Here is a 20,871-nt window from a genome sequence, read left to right as displayed (position 1 = left end):
CCGAGACCTATGGAGCGCACTTTCGTGACCAGGTTCGACAGTATCGAGCGCGCAGTTGCGGACATCGCTGCGGGCAAAGCAGTGGTGGTCGTCGACGACGAGGACCGCGAGAACGAAGGCGACCTCATCTTCGCCGCCGAGAAGGCCACCCCGGAACTGGTTGCCTTCATGGTCCGCTATACCTCGGGCTACCTCTGTGTCCCGTTGTCCGGTGAGGATTGCGACCGACTCGGCCTGCCGCCGATGTTCGCCACCAACCAGGACAAACACGGAACGGCGTACACCGTCACCGTCGACGCGCGAGAAGGTATCGGAACGGGTATCTCCGCCTCCGACCGAGCAGCCACGATGCGCCTGCTCGCGGACCCCGACACCGGTGCGAACGACTTCACCCGCCCCGGCCATGTCGTCCCGTTGCGCGCCAAGGAAGGCGGCGTACTGCGTCGCCCCGGGCACACCGAGGCGGCCGTGGACCTCGCCCGCATGGCCGACCTCCGCCCCGCCGGAGTCATCTGCGAGATCGTCAGCCAGAAGGACGAGGGAGCGATGGCGCAGACCGACGAGCTGCGGGTGTTCGCCGACGAACACGACCTCGCACTGATTTCGATCGCCGACCTGATCGCGTGGCGTCGTAAGCACGAGAAGCACGTCGTCCGCGTCGCCGACGCGCGAATCCCCACCAGCCACGGCACCTTCCGGGCCGTCGGTTACCAGAGCATCTACGACGAGGTCGAACACGTCGCGCTGGTGCGCGGCGACATCTCCGGCCCCGACGCCGACGGCAGCGACGTGCTGGTCCGGGTGCACTCCGAATGCCTCACCGGCGACGTCTTCGGATCGCTGCGCTGCGACTGCGGCCCACAGCTCGACGCCGCCCTCGAAATGGTGGCGGCCGAGGACCGGGGAATCGTGCTGTACATGCGAGGACACGAAGGACGCGGAATCGGCCTGCTGCACAAACTCCAGGCCTACCAACTCCAGGACGCAGGCTCGGACACCGTCGACGCCAACCTGCAGCTCGGTCTGCCCGCAGACTCCCGCGACTACGGAATCGGCGCCCAGATCCTCGTCGACCTCGGGGTCTCGTCCATGCGCCTGCTCACCAACAATCCGGCCAAACGAGTCGGGCTCGACGGCTACGGCCTCCACGTCACCGAACGGGTGCCGATGCCGTTGCGCGCCAACGCCGAGAACCTGACCTACCTGCGCACCAAACGCGACCGCATGGGCCACGACCTGGTCGGCCTGGACGACTTCGAGCAAAATGACCCCGCACACCCCGCAGGCTCCACTCCTGGTGACAACGGTCATTCCGCAGGCTCCACTCCTGTCCGCGAGAACGGGGTCAACCCATGAGCGGCGACGGCGAACCCACCCTGCAGCTCGCAGGCGCGAGTGATCTGAAGTTGGCTGTCGTGGCCGGTCAATGGCATCGGACGATCTCCGAGGCGCTGCTCGCCGGTGCGCTCCGCAAAGCCGAGTCCGCTGGGGTACGCGACGTCACGGTCATTCGCGTCGCCGGAGCCATCGAACTACCCGTCGTCGCCCAGGCCCTGGCTCGCACCCACGATGCCGTCGTCGCTCTCGGCGTGGTCATCCGCGGCGGCACACCGCACTTCGAGTACGTCTGCGATGCCGTCACAGCAGGCCTGACACGGGTATCGCTCGACGAGGGCACTCCGGTCACCAACGGGGTGCTCACCACCAACGACGAGCAGCAGGCGCTCGATCGCGCCGGTCTGCCCGACTCGTTCGAGGACAAGGGTGGGCAGGCCACCGCGGCCGCCATCGACACGGCCCTGACCCTCAAGCACCTCCGGCAGCCGTGGACCAATCAGGACTTCCAATGACGCGCGACGAATCCCCGTCCGAATGGGACATGGAAGTGAAGTCCCGTAAGTCGGCCCGGTACGCGATCGCTGCCGCGGTGTTGCTCGTCGTCGCTCACTCGACTGTCGCGGTGCTGCTTCGGGTGTCGCCGACCGGGGTCTACTTCAGGACCGCCGATCAGCTGGCGATGGCGGGAATAGGCGTGCTGCTGGCGGGCCTGGCCCTGCTGCTCACCCGCCCGCGCATTCGCGTCGGTCCGGCAGGTGTGGCGGTCCGAAACGTGTTCTCGGAGCGGATGATCGAGTGGGATCTCGTGCGCGGTCTGTCATTTCCCGACGGGGCGATGTGGGCCAGGGTCGACATCCCCGACGACGAGTTCATCAATGTGATGGCCATCCAGTCCAACGATCGTGAGCACGCCGTCGCGGCCGTCCGAAAGTTCCGTGCGCTCGAGCGCGAGTACGCGCCCGCTCGCGTCGATCAGGACTGACTCTCTGCCGCACGCTCTCGTGCACCGCTGCTGAGCTGGAGATGCGGAGAACGTCGGACCCGACCGCTAACGTGGAAGGCGTGTCCGACCCCGCTACCTATCGTCCGGCCACCGGAACCATCCCGGTGGAACCGGGCGTGTACAAATTCCGCGATCCGCACGGTCGCGTCGTCTACGTAGGCAAGGCCAAGAGCCTGCGCAGTCGCCTCAATTCCTACTTCGCCGACGTGGCCTCGCTGCATCCGAGGACCCGGCAGATGGTCACCACCGCGGCGTCCGTGGAGTGGACGGTGGTCACCACCGAAGTCGAGGCACTGCAGCTCGAGTACAACTGGATCAAGGAATTCGATCCACGGTTCAATGTCCGCTACCGCGACGACAAGAGCTACCCGATGCTCGCGGTGACGATGAACGAGGAATTCCCACGCCTGTTCGTGTATCGCGGACCCCGCCGTAAGGGCGTGCGCTACTTCGGTCCCTACGCTCATGCGTGGGCCATTCGCGAGACGCTCGACCTGCTGCTGCGCGTGTTCCCGGCACGAACGTGCTCGACCGGAGTCTTCAAGCGGCACAACCAGATCGGTCGCCCCTGCCTGCTCGGGTACATCGACAAGTGCTCGGCGCCGTGCGTGGGACGCGTCAGTGCCGAAGAACACCGCAGTACCGTCGAGGACTTCTGCGACTTCCTGGCCGGCAAGACCGACAAACTCGTGCGGCAGCTCGAGAAGAAGATGCAGGCGGCCTCGGAGGATCTCGACTTCGAGACCGCGGCACGGTTACGTGACGACGTGGGCGCGCTGCGTCGGGCGTTGGAGAAGCAGGCCGTGGTGCTCGGTGACGGTACCGACGCAGATCTGGTCGCATTCGCCACCGACGCCCTCGAAGCCGCCGTTCAGGTCTTCCACGTCCGCGGTGGCCGCGTACGGGGACAGCGCGGGTGGGTGGTCGAGAAGGCGGGTGAGGTGATCGAACGGCAGGACGAGGCCGACCTCCCCGCCCTGGTCGAACAGTTCCTCACCCAGTTCTACGGCGAACAGGCTGCGTTGTCCGCGCAGACCCCGGGCGGCGATGACGGCGGGTCCAACGCGGTTCCGCGTGAGGTACTGGTGCCGGTGTTACCGGACAACGCCGACGAAGTGCAGGTGTGGCTCAGCGAGTTGCGTGGATCCAATGTCACGTTGCGGGTTCCGCAGCGCGGCGACAAGAAGGCACTGGCCGAGACCGTCGAACGCAACGCCAAAGAGGCTCTGCAGCAGCACAAGCTGAAGCGTGCGGGTGATTTCACATCGAGATCTGCTGCGCTGCAAGGCATTCAGGAGGCGCTCGATCTGGATTCGGCACCGCTGAGAATCGAATGCATCGATATCTCGCACGTGCAGGGCACCGATGTGGTCGCGTCACTGGTCGTGTTCGAGGACGGATTGCCGCGCAAGAGCGACTACCGCCACTACGCGATCAAGGAAGCGGCAGGCGACGGGCATTCCGACGACGTCGCCAGCATCGCCGAGGTGACCCGGCGTCGTTTCCTTCGTCATTCTGCAGACGGAGCCAACGCTGTCGGCAGCGGCGGCGATCTGGCTCCCGAAGCCGCGCTCGATCCCCAAACCGGGAGGCCACGCAGGTTCGCTTATCCGCCCAACCTGTTCGTCGTCGACGGCGGTGCGCCACAGGTCGCAGCGGCCGCAGCAGTGCTGGACGAACTCGGTGTCACCGACGTCGCCGTCGTCGGGCTCGCCAAACGACTGGAAGAAGTGTGGGTACCGGGGGAGGAGGATCCGGTGATCCTGCCGCGCACGAGTGAATCTCTGTATCTCCTGCAGCGAGTGCGCGACGAGGCGCACCGATTTGCCATCACCTTCCATCGAAGCAAGCGATCGCGCCGTATGACTGCGTCGGCTCTCGACTCGGTGCGCGGTCTCGGCGAGTCGAGGAGAACCGCGCTGGTGGCGCATTTCGGATCGGTGGCCAATCTCAAGAAGGCAACGGTCGAAGAGATCGTCGAGGTCCCTGGAATCGGCGCGACCACCGCCAAGTCGGTGCTGGCCGCGTTGGGTTCCGACCCGAGCGGGGCCGATGTAGGCGATGATGGCAGCGCAACGGCAACGACACCGGGCGAGAACACGGCCGACCATGCGATCGAACCGCGTGTGGAATCGGCGGGACAGGCTTCGTAGTGAGCGAACACCAGACACAGGCACACCCACCGTCCGAGCCGCACCCCGGAAACCCCGAAGAGCGGGCAGATTCGCCGCACGACGGCATCGAAGTGGCGTTGGTCACGGGCGTGTCCGGCGCCGGGTTGCGCACGGCCGCCAAGATTCTCGAAGATCTGGGTTGGTACGTGGCCGACAACCTGCCGCCCGAGCTCATTTCCAAGATGGTCGATCTCGGGCTGGAGTCGCAGCCCCGTATCGAGCGTCTCGCCTTGGTGATGGACGTGCGCAGCCGCCTGTTCACCGGCGATCTGGGCTGGGTGGTCAAGGAACTCGACTCCAAGGGTGTGCGCAATCGCGTGCTGTTCCTGGATGCGTCCGACGCCGTGCTGGTCCAGCGGTTCGAATCGAATCGGCGCAGTCACCCGTTGCAGAACGACGGCCAGGACGGAACTCTGACCGAGGGGATCACCGCCGAGCGTCTACGGCTCGCCCAGGTCAAGGCGGCCGCCGACCTGACTGTCGACACGACCTCGTTGTCGGTGCACCAGCTTCGGCGCAAGATCGAAACGGTCTTCGGGGCCTCCGACACTGTCGGCGTCGGCGTGACGGTCCAATCTTTCGGCTTCAAGTACGGCTTACCGATGGATGCCGACCTGGTCTGCGACGTGCGTTTTCTGCCCAATCCGCACTGGGTGCCCGAACTGCGCGAACACACCGGTCAGGATGCGGATGTGCGCGACTACGTCCTCGGACAGAACGGGGCGCACGACTACCTGCAGACGTACACGCACCTGTTGAATCTGACCATCGAGGGATACGTGCGGGAAGGCAAGCGATACATGACGGTGGCCGTGGGCTGCACCGGAGGAAAACACCGAAGCGTCGCGATGACGGAGGCCCTGGCCGGTATTCTCGCCGAACAGGGGGACGTATCGGTCCGCGTCCTGCACCGTGATCTGGGCCGCGAATGAGCGATACTCCGCACCGTCCGGTATCGGGATCGGGTCCCAAGATCGTCGCTCTGGGCGGCGGCCATGGTTTGTACGCGACGCTGTCGGCAGCTCGGCTGCTCAGCAGCGATGTCACTGCGGTCGTGACGGTCGCCGACGACGGCGGGTCCTCGGGTCGTCTGCGGGCAGAACTCGGCGTCATCCCGCCCGGAGATCTGCGGATGGCGCTGGCTGCCCTGGCCCGCTCGGATGCCAGAACCCAGCTGTGGACCGACGTCATTCAGCACCGATTCGGGGGCACCGGCGCCTTGGCCGGCCACTCGGTGGGAAATCTGGTTCTCGCCGGGCTCACCGAAGTACTCGGCGACCCGATAGCTGCCCTCGACGAGATGGTGCACATGCTCGGTATCGACGGACGAGTGCTGCCGATGTCACCGATTGCGCTCGACATCGAAGCCGATGTATCCGGCCTCGAGGACGACCCACGCGTGAGTCGCGTCATTCGCGGTCAGGTCGCCGTCGCCACGACGCCCGGCAAGGTCCGGCGCGTGCGGCTGTTGCCACCGGATCCGCCTGCGACGCCGGAGGCGCTGGCCGCCATCGCGGCGGCGGACCTGGTCGTGCTCGGTCCCGGATCGTGGTTCTCGAGTGTCATTCCCCACGTTCTGGTGCCGGATCAGCTCGCCGCACTGGCGCACACGAGCGCGCCCAAGGTGCTCGTACTCAACCTGGCACCGGAGCTGGGGGAGACCACCGGATTCTCCGCCGAGCGCCATGTCCACGTACTCTCCCAACACGCACCTGATTTGGGAATCGACCACGTGTTGGTCGATTCCGCCTCGGTCCCGGAGGGCAGCAACCGCGAGCACGTGGCGCGCGCCGCTGCCCGGCTCGGCGCTGGGGTCGTCTACGTCGACGTTGCCGAAACCGGCACTCACGCACATCATTACGGAAAGCTGGCTGCTGCTCTCGGAGCCATCGTGTCGTCCACCGACGGCTCGGCACCGACAGCGGCGCGCAGAGAGGGGATCACTTCGTGGCCATGACAGCGGAGGTCAAGGACGAGCTGAGCAGGCTCACCGTCAGTCAGGTGAGCTGCCGCAAGGCCGAGGTGTCCGCCCTGCTGCGTTTCGCCGGCGGGTTGCACATCGTCGCGGGTCGAGTGGTGGTGGAGGCCGAGGTGGATCTCGGCTCCATCGCACGGCGGCTGCGACGCGAGATCTTCGAGCTGTACGGCTACTCCTCGGATGTCCACATGCTCAGTGCCGGAGGCCTGCGCAAGACGTCTCGGTACGTGGTGCGCGTGGCCAAGGACGGTGAGGCTCTGGCCCGCCAGACCGGGCTGCTCGACCTCCGTGGACGTCCCGTGCGTGGCCTGCCCGCTCAGGTCGTGGGCGGCACGGTCGGCGACTCCGAGGCCGCGTGGCGCGGCGCGTTTCTCGCCCACGGCTCGCTCACCGAGCCGGGCCGGTCGTCCGCGCTCGAGATCAGCTGCCCCGGGCCCGAAGCAGCGCTCGCCCTCGTCGGTGCCGCTCGGCGCCTCGGCGTGGCAGCCAAGGCACGTGAGGTGCGCGGCACCGATCGAGTCGTCGTACGAGACGGCGAAGCAATCGGAGCGTTGCTCACGCGCATGGGCGCTCAGGACACCCGGTTGGTGTGGGAGGAGCGCCGGATGCGCCGCGAGGTGCGGGCCACCGCCAACCGTCTGGCCAACTTCGACGACGCCAACCTGCGCCGGTCCGCTCGGGCCGCGGTTGCGGCCGCCGCTCGCGTCGAGCGGGCTCTGCACATTCTCGGCGACGACGTACCCGATCATCTCGCTGCGGCAGGTTCGCTTCGGGTTCAGCACCGCCAGGCCTCACTGGAGGAACTCGGTCAGTTGGCCGATCCTCCGATGACCAAGGATGCGGTGGCCGGTCGGATCCGGCGCCTGCTCTCCATGGCCGATCGGAAGGCGAAGGAGACCGGGATACCCGACACCGAGTCGGCGGTCACCGCGGAGCTGCTCGACGAGGCGTAGAGCGCCTCGATCGAGTGATGCGCGCGCTCCGCCGGAGCGCACACTAGGGTAGGAACCGCGTGTGGCACCCCGCATGCAGGCACGACCAGACATCTGTTTTCACAACTTTTAGGAGCGAACAGTGACGATCCGGGTAGGCGTCAACGGCTTCGGCCGCATCGGGCGTAACTTCTTCAGGGCTGTCGACGCGCAGAAGGCGCTCGGTACCACCGACATCGAAATCGTTGCTGTCAACGACCTGACCGACAACGCATCGCTCGCACACCTGCTCAAGTACGACTCGATCCTGGGCCGCTTGCCGCACGACGTCTCGCTCGAAGGCGAAGACACCATCGTCGTCGGCGGCCAGAAGATCAAGGCTCTGTCGCTGCGTGAGGGACCGTCCGCACTTCCGTGGGGTGACCTGGGTGTCGACGTCGTCGTCGAGTCCACCGGCATCTTCACCGACGCTGCGAAGGCTCAGGGTCACATCGACGCCGGTGCCAAGAAGGTCATCATCTCCGCGCCCGCCAAGGGCGAGGACATCACCATCGTCATGGGTGTCAACGACGACAAGTACGACGGCAGCCAGAACATCATCTCCAACGCGTCGTGCACCACCAACTGCCTCGGCCCCATCGCCAAGGTTCTCGACGACGAGTTCGGCATCGTCTCGGGTCTCATGACGACCATTCACGCGTACACGCAGGATCAGAACCTGCAGGACGGCCCGCACAGCGATCTGCGTCGTGCACGTGCCGCAGCGCTGAACGTCGTCCCCACCGGTACCGGTGCAGCCAAGGCCATCGGCCTGGTTCTCCCGCAGCTGCTCGGCAAGCTCGACGGCTACGCACTTCGGGTGCCGATCCCCACCGGCTCGGTCACCGACCTGACCGCTCTGCTGAAGAAAAAGGCCAGCGCCGAGGACATCAACGCCGCGATGAAGGCTGCCGCGGAGGGCCCGCTGAAGGGCATCCTGAAGTACAACACCGATCCCATCGTGTCCTCGGACATCGTCACCGATCCGCACTCGTCGATCTTCGACGCGCCGCTGACCAAGGTCATCGACGACCAGGTGAAGATCGTCTCCTGGTACGACAACGAGTGGGGCTACTCCAACCGCCTCGCCGACCTCATCGGTCTCGTCGGCAAGTCCCTCTGACACCGATGGCTGTCAAGACACTGCAGGATCTGCTCGATGCCGGTGTCGAAGGACGTGGCGTCCTCGTGCGATCGGACTTCAACGTCCCGCTCGAGGACGGCACGATCACCGACCCCGGCCGCATCCAGGCGTCGATTCCGACCCTTCGTGCACTGGTCGAAGCCGGTGCGAAGGTCATCGTCACCGCTCACCTCGGTCGCCCCGACGGCAAGCCCGATGCGAAGTACAGTCTGGCTCCGGTCGCTGCCAAGCTCGGCGAACTGCTCGGCCGGCACGTCCAGCTCGCGGGAGACGTTGTGGGTCAGGACGCCGAGGCACGCGCCGAGGGCCTGACCGACGGCGACGTACTGCTGCTCGAGAACATCCGCTTCGATCCGCGTGAGACCAGCAAGGACGAGTCCGAGCGAGCCGCTCTGGCTCGTGAGCTCGTTGCTCTGGCCGGCGACGATGCGGCATTCGTCTCCGACGGATTCGGCGTCGTGCACCGCAAGCAGGCGTCGGTCTACGACGTGGCGCAGCTGCTTCCGCATTACGCGGGCACACTCGTCGCGGCCGAGGTCGAGGTGTTGGCCAAGCTGACCGAGGATGCGGCTCGTCCGTACGCGGTGGTGCTCGGCGGCTCCAAGGTCTCGGACAAGCTCGGCGTCATCGAGGCGTTGGCTCCCAAGGTCGACACCCTCGTCATCGGCGGCGGCATGGCGTTCACTTTCCTTGCCGCCCAGGGTTATTCGGTCGGTAACTCGCTGTTGCAGGAGGATCAGATCGGGGTCTGCAAGGACCTGCTCGAGCGCTTCGGCGACGTGATCCATCTTCCGGTCGACATCGTCGTCGGAGACAAGTTCGCGGCGGACGCCGAGTCCAAGACCGTCAAGGCATCCGAAATTCCGGACGGCTGGATGGGTCTGGACATCGGACCGGATTCGGTCAGTCGTTTCGCCGTCGTGCTGTCCAATGCGAAGACGATCTTCTGGAACGGACCTGCAGGCGTCTTCGAGTTCGACAAGTTCTCGGCCGGTACCAAGGGCATCGCAGAGGCGATCATCGGAGCCACCGAGAAGGGCGCGTTCAGCGTGGTCGGTGGTGGTGATTCCGCGGCTGCGGTACGCACCCTCGGGCTGCCCGACGACGGCTTCTCGCACATCTCCACCGGTGGCGGTGCATCCCTCGAATACCTCGAGGGCAAGCAGCTGCCCGGTCTATCCGTCCTGGAGGCGTAACGCATGGCACGTAAGCCGCTCATCGCGGGCAACTGGAAGATGAACCTCAACCACCTCGAGGCCATCTCGCTGGTGCAGAAGATCGCCTTCTCGCTGCCCGAGAAGTACTTCGACAAGGTGGACGTCACGGTCATTCCGCCGTTCACCGACATCCGCAGCGTCCAGACGCTGATCGAAGGCGACAAGCTCCTGCTCACCTACGGTGCGCAGGACGTCTCCGCCGAGGACAGCGGCGCATTCACGGGCGAGATCAGCGGGTCGATGCTGGCCAAGCTGGGATGCACCTTCGTCGTGGTCGGCCACTCCGAGCGACGCACGTTGCACAGCGAGGACGATGCCGTCGTTCTGGCGAAGACGAAGGCTGCCTTGAAGAACGGGCTCACACCGATCGTGTGCATCGGCGAGGGTCTGAACATTCGTGAGGCCGGTGAGCACGTGGCCTACAACGTGGCTCAGCTCCGCGGTTCGCTCGACGGCCTCTCGGCCGATGACATCGCCAAGGTCGTCATCGCCTACGAGCCGGTATGGGCCATCGGCACGGGACGCGTGGCCTCGGCGTCGGACGCTCAGGAAGTGTGCGGTGCCATTCGGGAAGAATTGAAGGAATTGGCGTCGGCCGAGGTCGCCGCGGGCGTCCGCGTGCTGTACGGCGGTTCGGTCAACGCCAAGAACGTCGGCGAGATCGTCGGTCAGCCCGACGTCGACGGCGCGCTGGTCGGTGGCGCTTCGCTCAAGGCGGACGAGTTCGCCACATTGTCGGCGATTGCCGCAGGCGGACCGTTGCCCTGATCGGCCATCGTCACCGCTGCACAGAACTGGTTTCGGACACCTCGCTTCGGCGGGGTGTCCGAAGTCGTTCGCGGGGCCAGGTAGGCTGCTGAGGGCATCGAATCGAGTTTGAGGTGGACATGGATCTGTTTCTGGATATTCTGCTGGTCATCACCAGCCTGGCGCTGATCTTGCTGATCCTGCTGCATCGCGGCAAGGGTGGCGGTCTGTCCAGCTTGTTCGGTGGTGGCGTGCAGTCCAGCCTGTCCGGCTCCACGGTCGTCGAGAAGAACCTCGACCGCCTCACTGTCTTCACCGGCCTCATCTGGCTCATCGCGATCCTCGGGATCGGTCTCGAGATCAAGTACACCTGATCCGTCCCGGCTCCGAGTGCGAGTTGACGGCCGAGCGACGATACTGGGGGGATGAGCGAATCCTCTTACGAGTCAGTCGGTTCCCCGGCATTCGTCACACCGACAGCTCGCGGGCGAGAGTTGACCGAGCCGCTGCGGGAGGACATCCGCTATCTCGGCGGCATCCTCGGTGAGATCATTCGCGAACACGAGGGCGACGAGGTCTTCGAGCTCATCGAGTCCGCGCGAGTGGAATCCTTCGCAGTGCGCCGCTCGGAGATCGAACGCGACGACTCTGTCGGCCGGTACACTGATGTCGAAGTGGCGCAAGCTGTTCCGTTGATCCGCGCGTTCAGCCACTTCTCGTTGCTCGCGAACCTGGCCGAGGATCTCCACCGCGAGCGTCGACGTGCCATTCATCTGGACAACGGAGACCCGCCGCAGGACAGCAGCCTGGACGCAACGTGGTCGAAGATCGACGCCGCCGCTCCGTCGCGGGAGCAGGTGGCCGCCGCACTGACCGACGCGTTGGTGGCACCGGTCATCACCGCGCACCCCACCGAAACACGTCGTCGAACGGTGTTCGACGTCCAATCGAAGATCACCGCACTGATGCGTCGGCGCGAGGTCGCGTCGGCTGCCCCGGAGGGCAAAGCCGCCGGAACCGCCAAGGAATTGGCCGCGATCGACGTGCAGATTCGCCGGCAGGTGCTGACTCTGTGGGAAACCGCCCTGATTCGGCTGTCGCGATTGCGCATCCAAGACGAGATCGAGGTGGGTCTCCGCTACTTCGAGTCCTCGCTGTTCGACGTCATGCCCGCCCTCAATGCCGATGTCCGCGCGGCGCTGCGAGCGCGATGGCCGGAGGACGACCTGCTGCCGCGGCCGATACTTCGGCCGGGGTCGTGGATCGGAGGAGACCGCGACGGTAACCCGAACGTCACCGGCGAGGTGGTGCACACGGCCACTCATCAGGCCGGTTACGTGGCGTTCGAGCATTACCTCGACGAACTGGTTGCGCTGGAGAAAGAGTTGTCGATGTCCGCGCGGCTCGTCGCGGTCACCCAGGAACTGGAAGCTCTGGCCGAGGCGTCCGCGGAACCGGACGACCGCCGGGCCGACGAACCGTACCGTGTTGCCGTTGTCGGTATCCGTGCCCGCCTGACAGCAACGGCACGGGCGGTGCTCGACGCGGTTCCGGTGTCCGGAATCGATCTCGGTGCCAACCAGTATGCGAGCCCGCAGGAAGTCCTCGACGATCTCGACACTCTCGACCGCGCGCTCCGGGCCGACGGAGACGGTCTGATCGCCGACGATCGACTGCTTCGACTCCGGCAATCGGTCGAGACGTTCGGATTTCATCTCCAGGCGTTGGACATGCGGCAGAACTCCGAGACCCACGAGGAAGTGGTCGCGGAGCTGTTGGCCTGGGCCGGGGTTCATCAGGACTATCGGTCGCTCGGTGAGGACGAGCGCGTCTCGGTGCTCTCGCACGAACTCGCCACTCGGCGTCCCCTGATCGGGCCCACCGCGCAACTCAGCGACCTCGCTGCGAAGGAACTGGGCATCGTCAGGGCGGCCAAGGAGGCCATCGACCACCTGGGCCCGGACACCGTTCAGAACTACATCATCAGCATGTGTCAGTCCGTCAGTGACATGCTCGAGGCGGCCCTGCTGCTCAAGGAAGCGGGGATCTTCGATCCCGGCGTCGACGGTTCGGCACCCACGTCGACGGTGGGTGTCGTGCCGCTCTTCGAGACGATCGAGGACCTGCAGCAGGGTGCCGCGACGCTGCTCGCCACTCTCGACGTTCCGATCTATCGCGCTCTCGTCGCCGGTCGAGGCATGAACCAGGAGGTCATGCTCGGGTACTCGGACTCGAACAAGGACGGTGGCTATCTCGCGGCCAACTGGGCGCTCTACCGAGCCGAACTCGACCTGCTCGAAGCGTCCCGTAAGACAGGAATTCGGTTGCGGCTCTTCCACGGTCGCGGTGGCACCGTCGGGCGCGGCGGCGGCCCCAGTTACGACGCGATTCTGGCGCAACCGCCCGGCGTGGTGCAGGGATCGCTTCGTCTCACCGAGCAGGGCGAGATCATTGCAGCGAAGTACGCCGAACCGTCGATGGCGCGGCGCAACCTCGAATCGTTGGTCGCGGGCACACTCGAATCGACGCTGCTCGACCTCGAAGGATTGGGTGACGGCGCCGAGGCCGCCTACGACGTTCTGGACGATCTCGCCGCCAAGGCTCGGGCGGCGTACGGCCGGCTGGTGCACGAAGAGCCCGGGTTCGTCGAGTACTTCCGCACGTCCACGCCCGTTGCCGAGGTCGGCGAGCTGAACATCGGGTCGCGTCCGGCGTCGCGCAAGCCGACGAATTCTGTGTACGACCTGCGTGCTATCCCGTGGGTGATGTCGTGGAGTCAGTGCCGCGTCATGCTGCCCGGTTGGTACGGCACCGGATCGGCCTTCGAAGAGTGGGTCGGTGACGACGACTCCAAGCTGGAGGTGCTTGCGGATCTGTATCGGAAGTGGCCGTTCTTCCGCACTGTGCTGTCCAACCTGGCGCAGGTCATGGCCAAGTCCGATCTGGGTATCGCCGCTCGGTATGCGGAACTCGTTCCCGACGCAGACCTCCGCGCACGCATCTTCGGCATGATCGAGGCCGAACACGCCACCACCGTGCGGATGTATCTGAAGATCACCGGTCACAGTCGATTGCTGGAGGACAACCCGGCGCTGGAGCGATCGGTACACAACCGGTTCCCGTACCTGGAACCTCTCAACCAGATGCAGGTCGAGATGTTGCGTCGATACCGCAACGGCGACGACGACGAACGGGTCAAACGAGGAATCCTGCTGACGATGAACGGCCTGGCCACGGCACTACGCAACAGCGGCTAGCACCGTACGTCTCGCTGCGCTGCCGCGGAACCGGTGGCCGACAGTCTGCGTCCAACCGGGTATGAGGACGTGCAGAAACACTCTCGACGCGTGGCGGGACGGGACGGCGTATCGGGTGGTCGCTCGGTCGCCGTATGCACACTTCCGAGACGGGGTCGGTGGCGTCGGCGAGTCCACCGGTGGCGGGGACGCCAGCGGTTCGAACGGCGTAGGTTCGAACGGCGTAGGTTCGAACGACCACGGCGTCGATTCAGGGGAGTGAATCTCCTGAATCGACGCCGCTGTACGTCTGCTGTCAGCTGTGGCTCGAGCCGATCACCGGTCCAGCTGTGAGGCCGCGGCCTCGTCGACGAACCAGACCGTCGATTCCGCGCCGATGGCACCGGCCGACGGCCAGTCGTCGGACGCTGCTCCACCGACGGCGGCGGCAACGGCCTCGGCCTTCCCTGCACCGGACACCAGCAACCACACGTGCTTCGCCCTCCGGACGGCGGGCAGGGTGAGTGTGATGCGTACCGGTGGCGGCTTGGGGGAGTCCTCGACGGCCACGACGAATCGATGCTGCTCGCGCACCGCGTCGGTGTGCGGGAAGAGCGAGTTGATGTGGCCCTCGCCGCCCATGCCCAACAGGTGGATGTCGAAGTCGGGGCATTGACCGTCGGCGGCCCGTGAGTGCAGCGTCTGTGCGTACGCCGCCGCAGCCGTTTCCGGGTCGGAGCCGTAGGCACCGTCCGACGTCGCCATCGTGAACAGTCGATCCGGGTGCACGTCCACGTGCTTCAGCAGCGCGTCCGATGCCTGGACCTCGTTGCGCTCGGGATCTCCCGAGGGGAGAAAACGCTCGTCACCGAAGTAGATGTCCACCCGTGACCAGTCGATGGCACCGGAATCCGCGCGCAGTGCCTCGAGGAGGGCGATTCCCGTCCCGCCTCCGGTCAACACCACCGACGCGACACCGCGCTCGGCCTGCGCCGCGACGACAACGTCGACGAAGCGAGTGCGGGCGGCATCGACCAGCCCTTGTGCGTCGAGGTATCGGAGGACCGACTGATTACTCATAGCTCACTTTCGACAGACCGTGGAGGGCGAGTTCGTAGATTTCGTCCGTGTCGAGCCGCCGCAGTTCCTCGGCCAGGCACTCGCGGGTGTTGCGACGTGCCAGAGCAACCTGAGCGTCGGGCTGACCGGTACGCCGCAGTGTGGCGGTTTTTCCGGTCTGCGGACGGGTCAGCGAAATACTGCTGTTCTCCCTGGTCAGCTCGACCTTGAGCTCGCCGGCTCGCCGGTAGACCGGCACGTCGAGCTTCGCCGCCAACCAGCCGGCCAGAATGTCGAGTGCCGGCTCCTCTGCCAGTCCCGACACGGTGGCCGAGGTGACGGCCTCGAACGGTGCCTGATCGAGGGCAGTCGCCAGCAGGCCGCGCCAGTAGGTGATTCGGCTCCACGACAGATCCGTATCACCCTCGGTGTAGCTGCTCAGCCGTCCCTTGATCGCTGCGGTGGTATCCGACGAATTGGTGGCATCGGTGATCCGCCTGATCGCCAACCGGCCCAGTGGATCCTTCGCCGGTACCGTCGGTGCCTCGTCCGGCCACCACGCGACGATCGGCGTATCGGGCAGCAGGAAGGGAATGACGACGCTGTGTTCGTGATCGGCGAGCTCGCCGTTCAGTCGTAGTACGACGACCTCGGACGCGCCGGCGTCTCCGCCGACGCGGATCTGGGCGTCGAGACTCGACTCGGCGGACCGATCACCGTGGATGAGGACGATGACGCGACACGGATGTTCCCGGCTCGCCTCGTTCGCGGCATCGATCGCCCGTTCGGCCTTGCTCGCATCACGGCTCGCGACGATCAAGGTCAGCACGCGGCCGATGGTGACCGCGCCACCTGCTTCACGAACCTCGACGAGCTTCTTGCCGACCTCGGCCGTCGTGGTGGCGGGAATGTCGACAATCACGGCCTTCTCCATTCGCGTCCGGTGCGGTGCATCATCTCGTCACCCGAGGACGGACCCCAGGTGCCGGCCTCGTACGGTTCGGCGGTGCCGCCCGAGGCCCAGTACTCGAGAATCGGGTCGAGAATCTTCCACGACAGTTCCACTTCGGCGTTGACCGGGAACAGTGAGGGCTCACCCAGGAGTACGTCGAGTATCAGTCGCTCGTACGCCTCGGGAGATGACTCGGTGAACGCCTGGCCGTAGCTGAAGTCCATGCTGACGTCGCGCACCTGCATGCTGGACCCGGGAACTTTGGAACCGAAGCGCATCGTGACGCCCTCGTCCGGCTGGACTCGAATGACCAGTGCGTTCTGCCCCAGTTCCTCGGTCATGGTGGCGTCGAACGGCAGATGGGGGGCACGCTTGAACACCATTGCGATCTCGGTGACTCTGCGGCCCAACGCCTTTCCCGTACGCAGATAGAACGGAACTCCACCCCAGCGCCGAGTGTCGACCTCGAGGGTGATGGCGGCGTAGGTTTCGGTGTTCGACTCGGAGTCGAACCCCTCTTCCTCCTTGAGCCCCTTCACTTTCTGGCTGCCCTGCCACCCGGCGGAGTACTGCCCGCGGGCGGACGTGCGATCGAGCGGCTCGGCGAGCTTGGTCGCCGAGAGCACCTTGATCTTCTCGGACTGCAGCTCGGTGGGGTTGAAACTCACCGGCTCCTCCATCGCAGTGATGGCGAGCAACTGGAGGAGATGGTTCTGAATGACGTCGCGGGCTGCCCCGATTCCGTCGTAATAGCCTGCGCGGCCACCCAATCCGATGTCCTCGGCCATCGTGATCTGCACGTGGTCCACATAGTGCGCGTTCCAGATCGGATCGAACAACTGGTTGGCGAAGCGCAGCGCGAGAATGTTCTGCACCGTCTCCTTGCCCAGGTAGTGATCGATCCGAAAGACGGTGTCCTCGGGGAACACTCGGTTCACGATCGCGTTGAGCTCCTTGGCGCTCTGCAAATCGTGACCGAACGGCTTCTCGATGACGACGCGTCGCCAGTTGCCGTCCTGCGCCTGGGCCAGTCCGGAGCGTGAAAGTTGTTGCAGTACAACAGGGAACGCGCCGGGTGGGATCGAGAGGTAGAAGGCATGGTTTCCGCCGGTGCCGCGGGTGGTGTCGAGCTCGGCGAGAGTCCGCGACAACTCGTCGAACGCGGCATCGTCGTCGAACGAACCCTGAACGAACCGGAAGCCCTCGGCAAGGGTGTTCCACACCTCTTCGCTGAACGGGGTTCGAGCATGATCGCGTACCGAGTCGTGCACGATCTTCTCGAAATCCTGGTTCTGCCACTCACGGCGAGCGAAGCCGACCAGGGCGAAACCGGGGGGTAGGAGCCCCCGGTTCGCCAGGTCGTACACCGCAGGCATGAGCTTCTTACGCGCGAGGTCACCGGTCACCCCGAAGATGACCATGCTGCACGGCCCGGCGATGCGGGGGAGCCGCTTGTCTCGCGCGTCGCGAAGTGGATTACGCCAGTCCGCGGAATTCAGGTTTTCTGTGTCTGCGGTGGGCACAGGTCAGCTCTTCTGACCTGCTTGGCGGAGCTGCTCCTCGGTAGCTTCGAGCAGCTCGTTCCACGCAGCCTCGAACTTCTGGACGCCCTCGTTCTCCAACGTCAGGAAGACGTCGGTGAGGTCGATTCCCAGGGCGGAGATGCGGTCGAAGATCTCCTGCGACTCCGGTCCCTTACCCGAGACGGTGTCGCCGACGATCTCGCCGTGGTCTGCGACCGCGTCCATGGTCTTCTCCGGCATCGTGTTCACGGTGTTCGGAGAGACGAGCTCGGTGACGTACATGGTGTCCGGGTAGGCGTCGGACTTGACGCCCGTCGAGGCCCACAGCGGCCGCTGCGGACGCGCACCGTTGCCCGCGAGTTCGCGGAACCGGGGAGCCACCTCGAACACCTGCTGGTAGGCCACGTACGCAAGGCGTGCATTGGCCAGCGCGGCCTTGCCCTTGAGGGCCTCGGCATCGGGGGTGCCGATGGCGTCCAGCCGCGAGTCGATCTCGCTGTCCACGCGGGACACGAAGAACGACGCCACGGAATGGATCTTGTCGAGGTCGTGACCGGCGGCGCGGGCGGCCTCGAGACCCTCGAGGTACGCGTTCATGACCAGCTCGTAGCGCTCGACGGAGAAGATCAGGGTCACGTTGACGCTGATGCCCTCACCGATCACCTTGGCAATGGCGGGGATGCCTTCTTCGGTTGCCGGAATCTTGATGAGGAGATTCGGACGGTCGACGATCTTCCAGAGTTCGACGGCCTGCTCGTACGTCTTGTCCGCGTCGTGCGCCATGCGGGGGTCGACCTCGATCGACACGCGTCCGTCGACGCCCGCGCTGGCCTCGTACTGCGGTACGAGGATGTCGCACGCCTCACGGACGTCGTCGGTGGTGACGGTGCGAATCGTGGTCTCGACATCGGCACCTTCGCCGGCAAGCTTGGTGACCTGCTCGTCGTAAGCATCGCCCTTGCTCAATGCGGCCTGGAAGATCGACGGGTTGGTCGTCACGCCGACGACGCTCTTGGTGTCGATCAGGTCCTTGAGGTTGCCCGACCGAATGCGGTCGCGGGACAGGTCGTCCAGCCAGACCGAAATTCCGGCGGCGGACAGCTCGGCAAGGTTTTTGTTCTGGGTCATGAGTTATCCCTTCACGTTGGTGATGGAGCGCTGCGCGGCCGCGACGACGGCGTCGGCCGTGAAGCCGAACTCGCGGAAAAGTGTTGCCGCATCGGCAGATTCGCCGTAGTGCTCGAGCGAGATGATCTCGCCGAAACCGCCGACGATCTTCCACCACGGCATCGCGATGCCGGCCTCGATGGACACCCGCGCCTTGACGGTGGGCGGAATGACCTGGTCGCGGTAGTTCTGGTCCTGGCTCTCGAACCACTCGACACACGGCATCGACACCACGCGTGCCGCGATGCCCTGCGCCTCGAGCAGCTTCTGGGCCTCCACTGCGTACTGCAGTTCGGAACCGGTGCCGATCAGGACGACGTCGGGAGCGGCCTTGGAGGACTCGGAGAGGATGTAGCCACCCTTCGAGACGCCCTCGAAGCTGGTGCCTTCCAGGATCGGGATGCCCTGACGCGTCAGCGCCAGGCCGACGGGCCCGCTGCTGCTCGACCTGGCGAGCACCGACTGCCAGGCGTAGGCCGTCTCGTTGGCGTCACCGGGGCGTACGACAGACAGGTTGGGAATCGCACGCAGGGCCGCGAGGTGCTCGACCGGCTGGTGCGTCGGGCCGTCCTCGCCGAGGCCGATGGAGTCGTGGGTCCACACGTAGATGGGATCGATGTCCATCAGCGACGCCAGGCGAACCGACGGCCGCATGTAGTCGCTGAATTGCATGAACGTTCCGCCGTACGCGCGGGTCGGACCGTGCATGACGATGCCCGACAGGATCGCACCCATGGCGTGCTCGCGGATACCGAAGTGCAGCGTGCGGCCGTACGGCTCGGCATCCCAGTCGTCGGTGGAGATCGACGTGGGGCCGAAGGACTTCGCACCCTTGATCGTGGTGTTGTTGCTGCCTGCGAGGTCGGCCGAGCCGCCCCACAGTTCCGGAAGAACGGGTCCGACGGCGTTGAGGACCTCGCCCGACGCCGCACGCGTGGCGACGGCCTTGCTGCCGGGCTCCCACGTGGGCAGCACGTCGGTCCAGTTCTCGGGCAGCGTGCCCTGCTGAAGACGGTCGAGCAACTGCTTGCGCTCGGGCTCACGGGCTGCCCAGGCCTCGAACTGCGTCATCCACTCGTTGTGTGCGGCGCGGCCGCGTTCCTGGAGCTTGCGAGTGTGGCCGATGACCTCGTCGCTGACCTCGAACGTCTTGGCCGGGTCGAAGTCCAGGGCCTGCTTGACCTTCGCGACCTCTTCGTCGCCCAGCGCGGCACCGTGGACGGCACCGGTGTTCATCATCGTCGGAGCCGGGAACCCGATGATGGTCCGCAGCACGATGATCGACGGCTTGTCGGTGACGGCCTTGGCGGCCTCGATGGCGTTCTCGATCGCGGTGACGTTCTCGCCGCCCTCGACGACCTGTACGTGCCACCCGTAGGCCTCGTACCGCGCGGCGGTGTTCTCGGACAGGGCGATGTCGGTCGAGTGCTCGATCGAGATCTTGTTGTCGTCGTAGAACAGGATCAGGTTGCCGAGCTGCTGGGTGCCAGCGAGCGACGACGCCTCGGACGTGACGCCCTCTTCGATGTCGCCGTCGGAGGCGATCACATAGATGAAGTGATCGAACGGGCTCTCGCCGAGCGCAGGTTCGGGATCGAACAGTCCGCGTTCACGGCGCGATGCCATTGCCATTCCCACAGCGGATGCCAGTCCCTGACCGAGAGGGCCGGTGGTGATCTCGACGCCGTCGGCGTGGCGGAATTCAGGATGCCCGGGAGTCTTCGACTTGTAGGTCCGCAGCGCTTCGATGTCTGCGAGCTCGAGACCGAAACCGCCCAAGTAGAGCTGCAAGTACAGGGTCAGGCTCGAGTGACCGCACGACAGCACGAAACGGTCGCGGCCGATCCAGTGGGTGTCGGTGGGGTCGTGGCGCATGGTGCGCTGGAAGAGGGTGTACGCGAGGGGAGCCAAGCTCATCGCGGTTCCGGGGTGGCCGTTGCCGACCTTCTGCACTGCGTCCGCTGCCAGGACACGAACGGTGTCGACCGCCCGGGTGTCCAGGTCCGTCCAGTCGCTGGGGTGGTGCGCCGTGGTGAGGACGTCAATATCGTCTGTGATCGACACGAGCAGAAATCTCCTGACATTCGTTCGAGTTGTGGCTCCGAGGATTCGTCGCTCGGCGGTAACTGCACAGCGCCTGCGTGAGGCGCGAACGTAGTCGATGCCGAAGGACGTCCCCCACCAGCCTAGTTCCGACCGACGCTACTGTCGTGCCTTCCCCCGTCGGAGCACGAACGTGTGTGGCGTCGCCGCATCGTTCTTCGGTTTGGGTGCCCTGCGAATTGGACGTGCAAACCCCGCCGTCTACCATCGTCTGTAGTAGGCGCATGCTCGACGGCTCCCGGGGGCAATTTCCGAACCG

Annotated in this window: 17 protein-coding genes; 12 read left to right on the top strand and 5 right to left on the bottom strand. The window is 65.5% G+C overall.

What is annotated here, in order from left to right:
* The first annotated feature begins 24 nt into the window (after positions 1 to 24).
* From CH268_RS17330 to ppc, 12 genes are all read left to right on the top strand, one after another.
* Entirely contained in the window at positions 25 to 1,356 is a 1,332-nt protein-coding gene (locus tag CH268_RS17330; RefSeq protein WP_255182425.1) for a bifunctional 3,4-dihydroxy-2-butanone-4-phosphate synthase/GTP cyclohydrolase II, read from the top strand.
* Complete coding sequence (gene ribH / locus CH268_RS17325) at positions 1,353 to 1,850, top strand: 6,7-dimethyl-8-ribityllumazine synthase (RefSeq protein WP_032382074.1); 498 nt, start codon at positions 1,353 to 1,355, stop codon at positions 1,848 to 1,850. The genes CH268_RS17330 and ribH overlap by 4 nt, the downstream gene beginning before the upstream one ends.
* Complete coding sequence (locus tag CH268_RS17320) at positions 1,847 to 2,320, top strand: PH domain-containing protein (RefSeq protein WP_027497001.1); 474 nt, start codon at positions 1,847 to 1,849, stop codon at positions 2,318 to 2,320. The genes ribH and CH268_RS17320 overlap by 4 nt, the downstream gene beginning before the upstream one ends.
* An 80-nt stretch (positions 2,321 to 2,400) precedes the next feature.
* On the top strand, positions 2,401 to 4,494 hold the full coding sequence (gene uvrC, locus CH268_RS17315; protein ID WP_048318514.1) for an excinuclease ABC subunit UvrC: 2,094 nt from the start codon (positions 2,401 to 2,403) through the stop codon (positions 4,492 to 4,494).
* An 86-nt stretch (positions 4,495 to 4,580) separates the two neighbouring features.
* A complete protein-coding gene (gene rapZ / locus CH268_RS17310; protein WP_032365838.1) occupies positions 4,581 to 5,447 on the top strand; it encodes an RNase adapter RapZ in 867 nt (288 codons plus the stop codon).
* Positions 5,444 to 6,472 carry a gluconeogenesis factor YvcK family protein gene (locus CH268_RS17305; protein ID WP_094665237.1) on the top strand — a complete coding sequence of 343 codons (1,029 nt, stop codon included), beginning with the start codon at positions 5,444 to 5,446 and terminating at the stop codon, positions 6,470 to 6,472. Before rapZ ends, CH268_RS17305 begins: the two co-directional genes overlap by 4 nt.
* Positions 6,463 to 7,446, top strand: coding sequence for a DNA-binding protein WhiA (gene whiA / locus CH268_RS17300; protein WP_027497005.1), 984 nt, complete (start codon positions 6,463 to 6,465; stop codon positions 7,444 to 7,446). Before CH268_RS17305 ends, whiA begins: the two co-directional genes overlap by 10 nt.
* 121 nt (positions 7,447 to 7,567) lie before the next feature.
* Positions 7,568 to 8,587 carry a type I glyceraldehyde-3-phosphate dehydrogenase gene (gap, locus tag CH268_RS17295; protein ID WP_008716538.1) on the top strand — a complete coding sequence of 340 codons (1,020 nt, stop codon included), beginning with the start codon at positions 7,568 to 7,570 and terminating at the stop codon, positions 8,585 to 8,587.
* A 5-nt stretch (positions 8,588 to 8,592) separates the two neighbouring features.
* Positions 8,593 to 9,804, top strand: a complete 1,212-nt coding sequence (locus CH268_RS17290) for a phosphoglycerate kinase (protein WP_027497006.1) — start codon at positions 8,593 to 8,595, stop codon at positions 9,802 to 9,804.
* Positions 9,805 to 9,807: 3 nt separating this feature from the next.
* Complete coding sequence (gene tpiA / locus CH268_RS17285; protein WP_027497007.1) at positions 9,808 to 10,593, top strand: triose-phosphate isomerase; 786 nt, start codon at positions 9,808 to 9,810, stop codon at positions 10,591 to 10,593.
* 119 nt (positions 10,594 to 10,712) lie between these two features.
* A complete protein-coding gene (secG, locus tag CH268_RS17280; RefSeq protein ID WP_027497008.1) occupies positions 10,713 to 10,946 on the top strand; it encodes a preprotein translocase subunit SecG in 234 nt (77 codons plus the stop codon).
* A gap of 51 nt (positions 10,947 to 10,997) precedes the next feature.
* Positions 10,998 to 13,829 carry a phosphoenolpyruvate carboxylase gene (gene ppc, locus CH268_RS17275; RefSeq protein WP_094665235.1) on the top strand — a complete coding sequence of 944 codons (2,832 nt, stop codon included), beginning with the start codon at positions 10,998 to 11,000 and terminating at the stop codon, positions 13,827 to 13,829.
* 315 nt (positions 13,830 to 14,144) lie between these two features.
* On the opposite strand, the gene pgl is transcribed toward ppc, so the two are convergent.
* Genes pgl through tkt form a run of 5 tightly spaced genes read right to left on the bottom strand, consistent with a single transcriptional unit; the run spans position 14,145 to position 20,573 of the window.
* Entirely contained in the window at positions 14,145 to 14,888 is a 744-nt protein-coding gene (gene pgl / locus CH268_RS17270; protein ID WP_048318425.1) for a 6-phosphogluconolactonase, read from the bottom strand.
* A complete protein-coding gene (opcA, locus tag CH268_RS17265) occupies positions 14,881 to 15,789 on the bottom strand; it encodes a glucose-6-phosphate dehydrogenase assembly protein OpcA (RefSeq protein WP_027497011.1) in 909 nt (302 codons plus the stop codon). The genes pgl and opcA overlap by 8 nt, the downstream gene beginning before the upstream one ends.
* On the bottom strand, positions 15,786 to 17,342 hold the full coding sequence (zwf, locus tag CH268_RS17260) for a glucose-6-phosphate dehydrogenase (RefSeq protein WP_094665233.1): 1,557 nt from the start codon (positions 17,340 to 17,342) through the stop codon (positions 15,786 to 15,788). The genes opcA and zwf overlap by 4 nt, the downstream gene beginning before the upstream one ends.
* A 3-nt stretch (positions 17,343 to 17,345) precedes the next feature.
* Positions 17,346 to 18,470: a transaldolase gene (gene tal, locus CH268_RS17255; protein ID WP_027497013.1), complete on the bottom strand. Its 1,125-nt coding sequence runs from the start codon at positions 18,468 to 18,470 to the stop codon at positions 17,346 to 17,348.
* A 3-nt stretch (positions 18,471 to 18,473) separates the two neighbouring features.
* On the bottom strand, positions 18,474 to 20,573 hold the full coding sequence (tkt, locus tag CH268_RS17250) for a transketolase (RefSeq protein WP_094665231.1): 2,100 nt from the start codon (positions 20,571 to 20,573) through the stop codon (positions 18,474 to 18,476).
* Positions 20,574 to 20,871 lie beyond the last annotated feature (298 nt).

The organism is Rhodococcus sp. 06-1460-1B (assembly GCF_002258475.1).
GTDB classification, from domain to species: domain Bacteria; phylum Actinomycetota; class Actinomycetes; order Mycobacteriales; family Mycobacteriaceae; genus Rhodococcoides; species Rhodococcoides fascians.
Note: the sequence above shows the minus strand (reverse complement) of the source record. Positions and strands in the feature narration are given on the sequence as shown.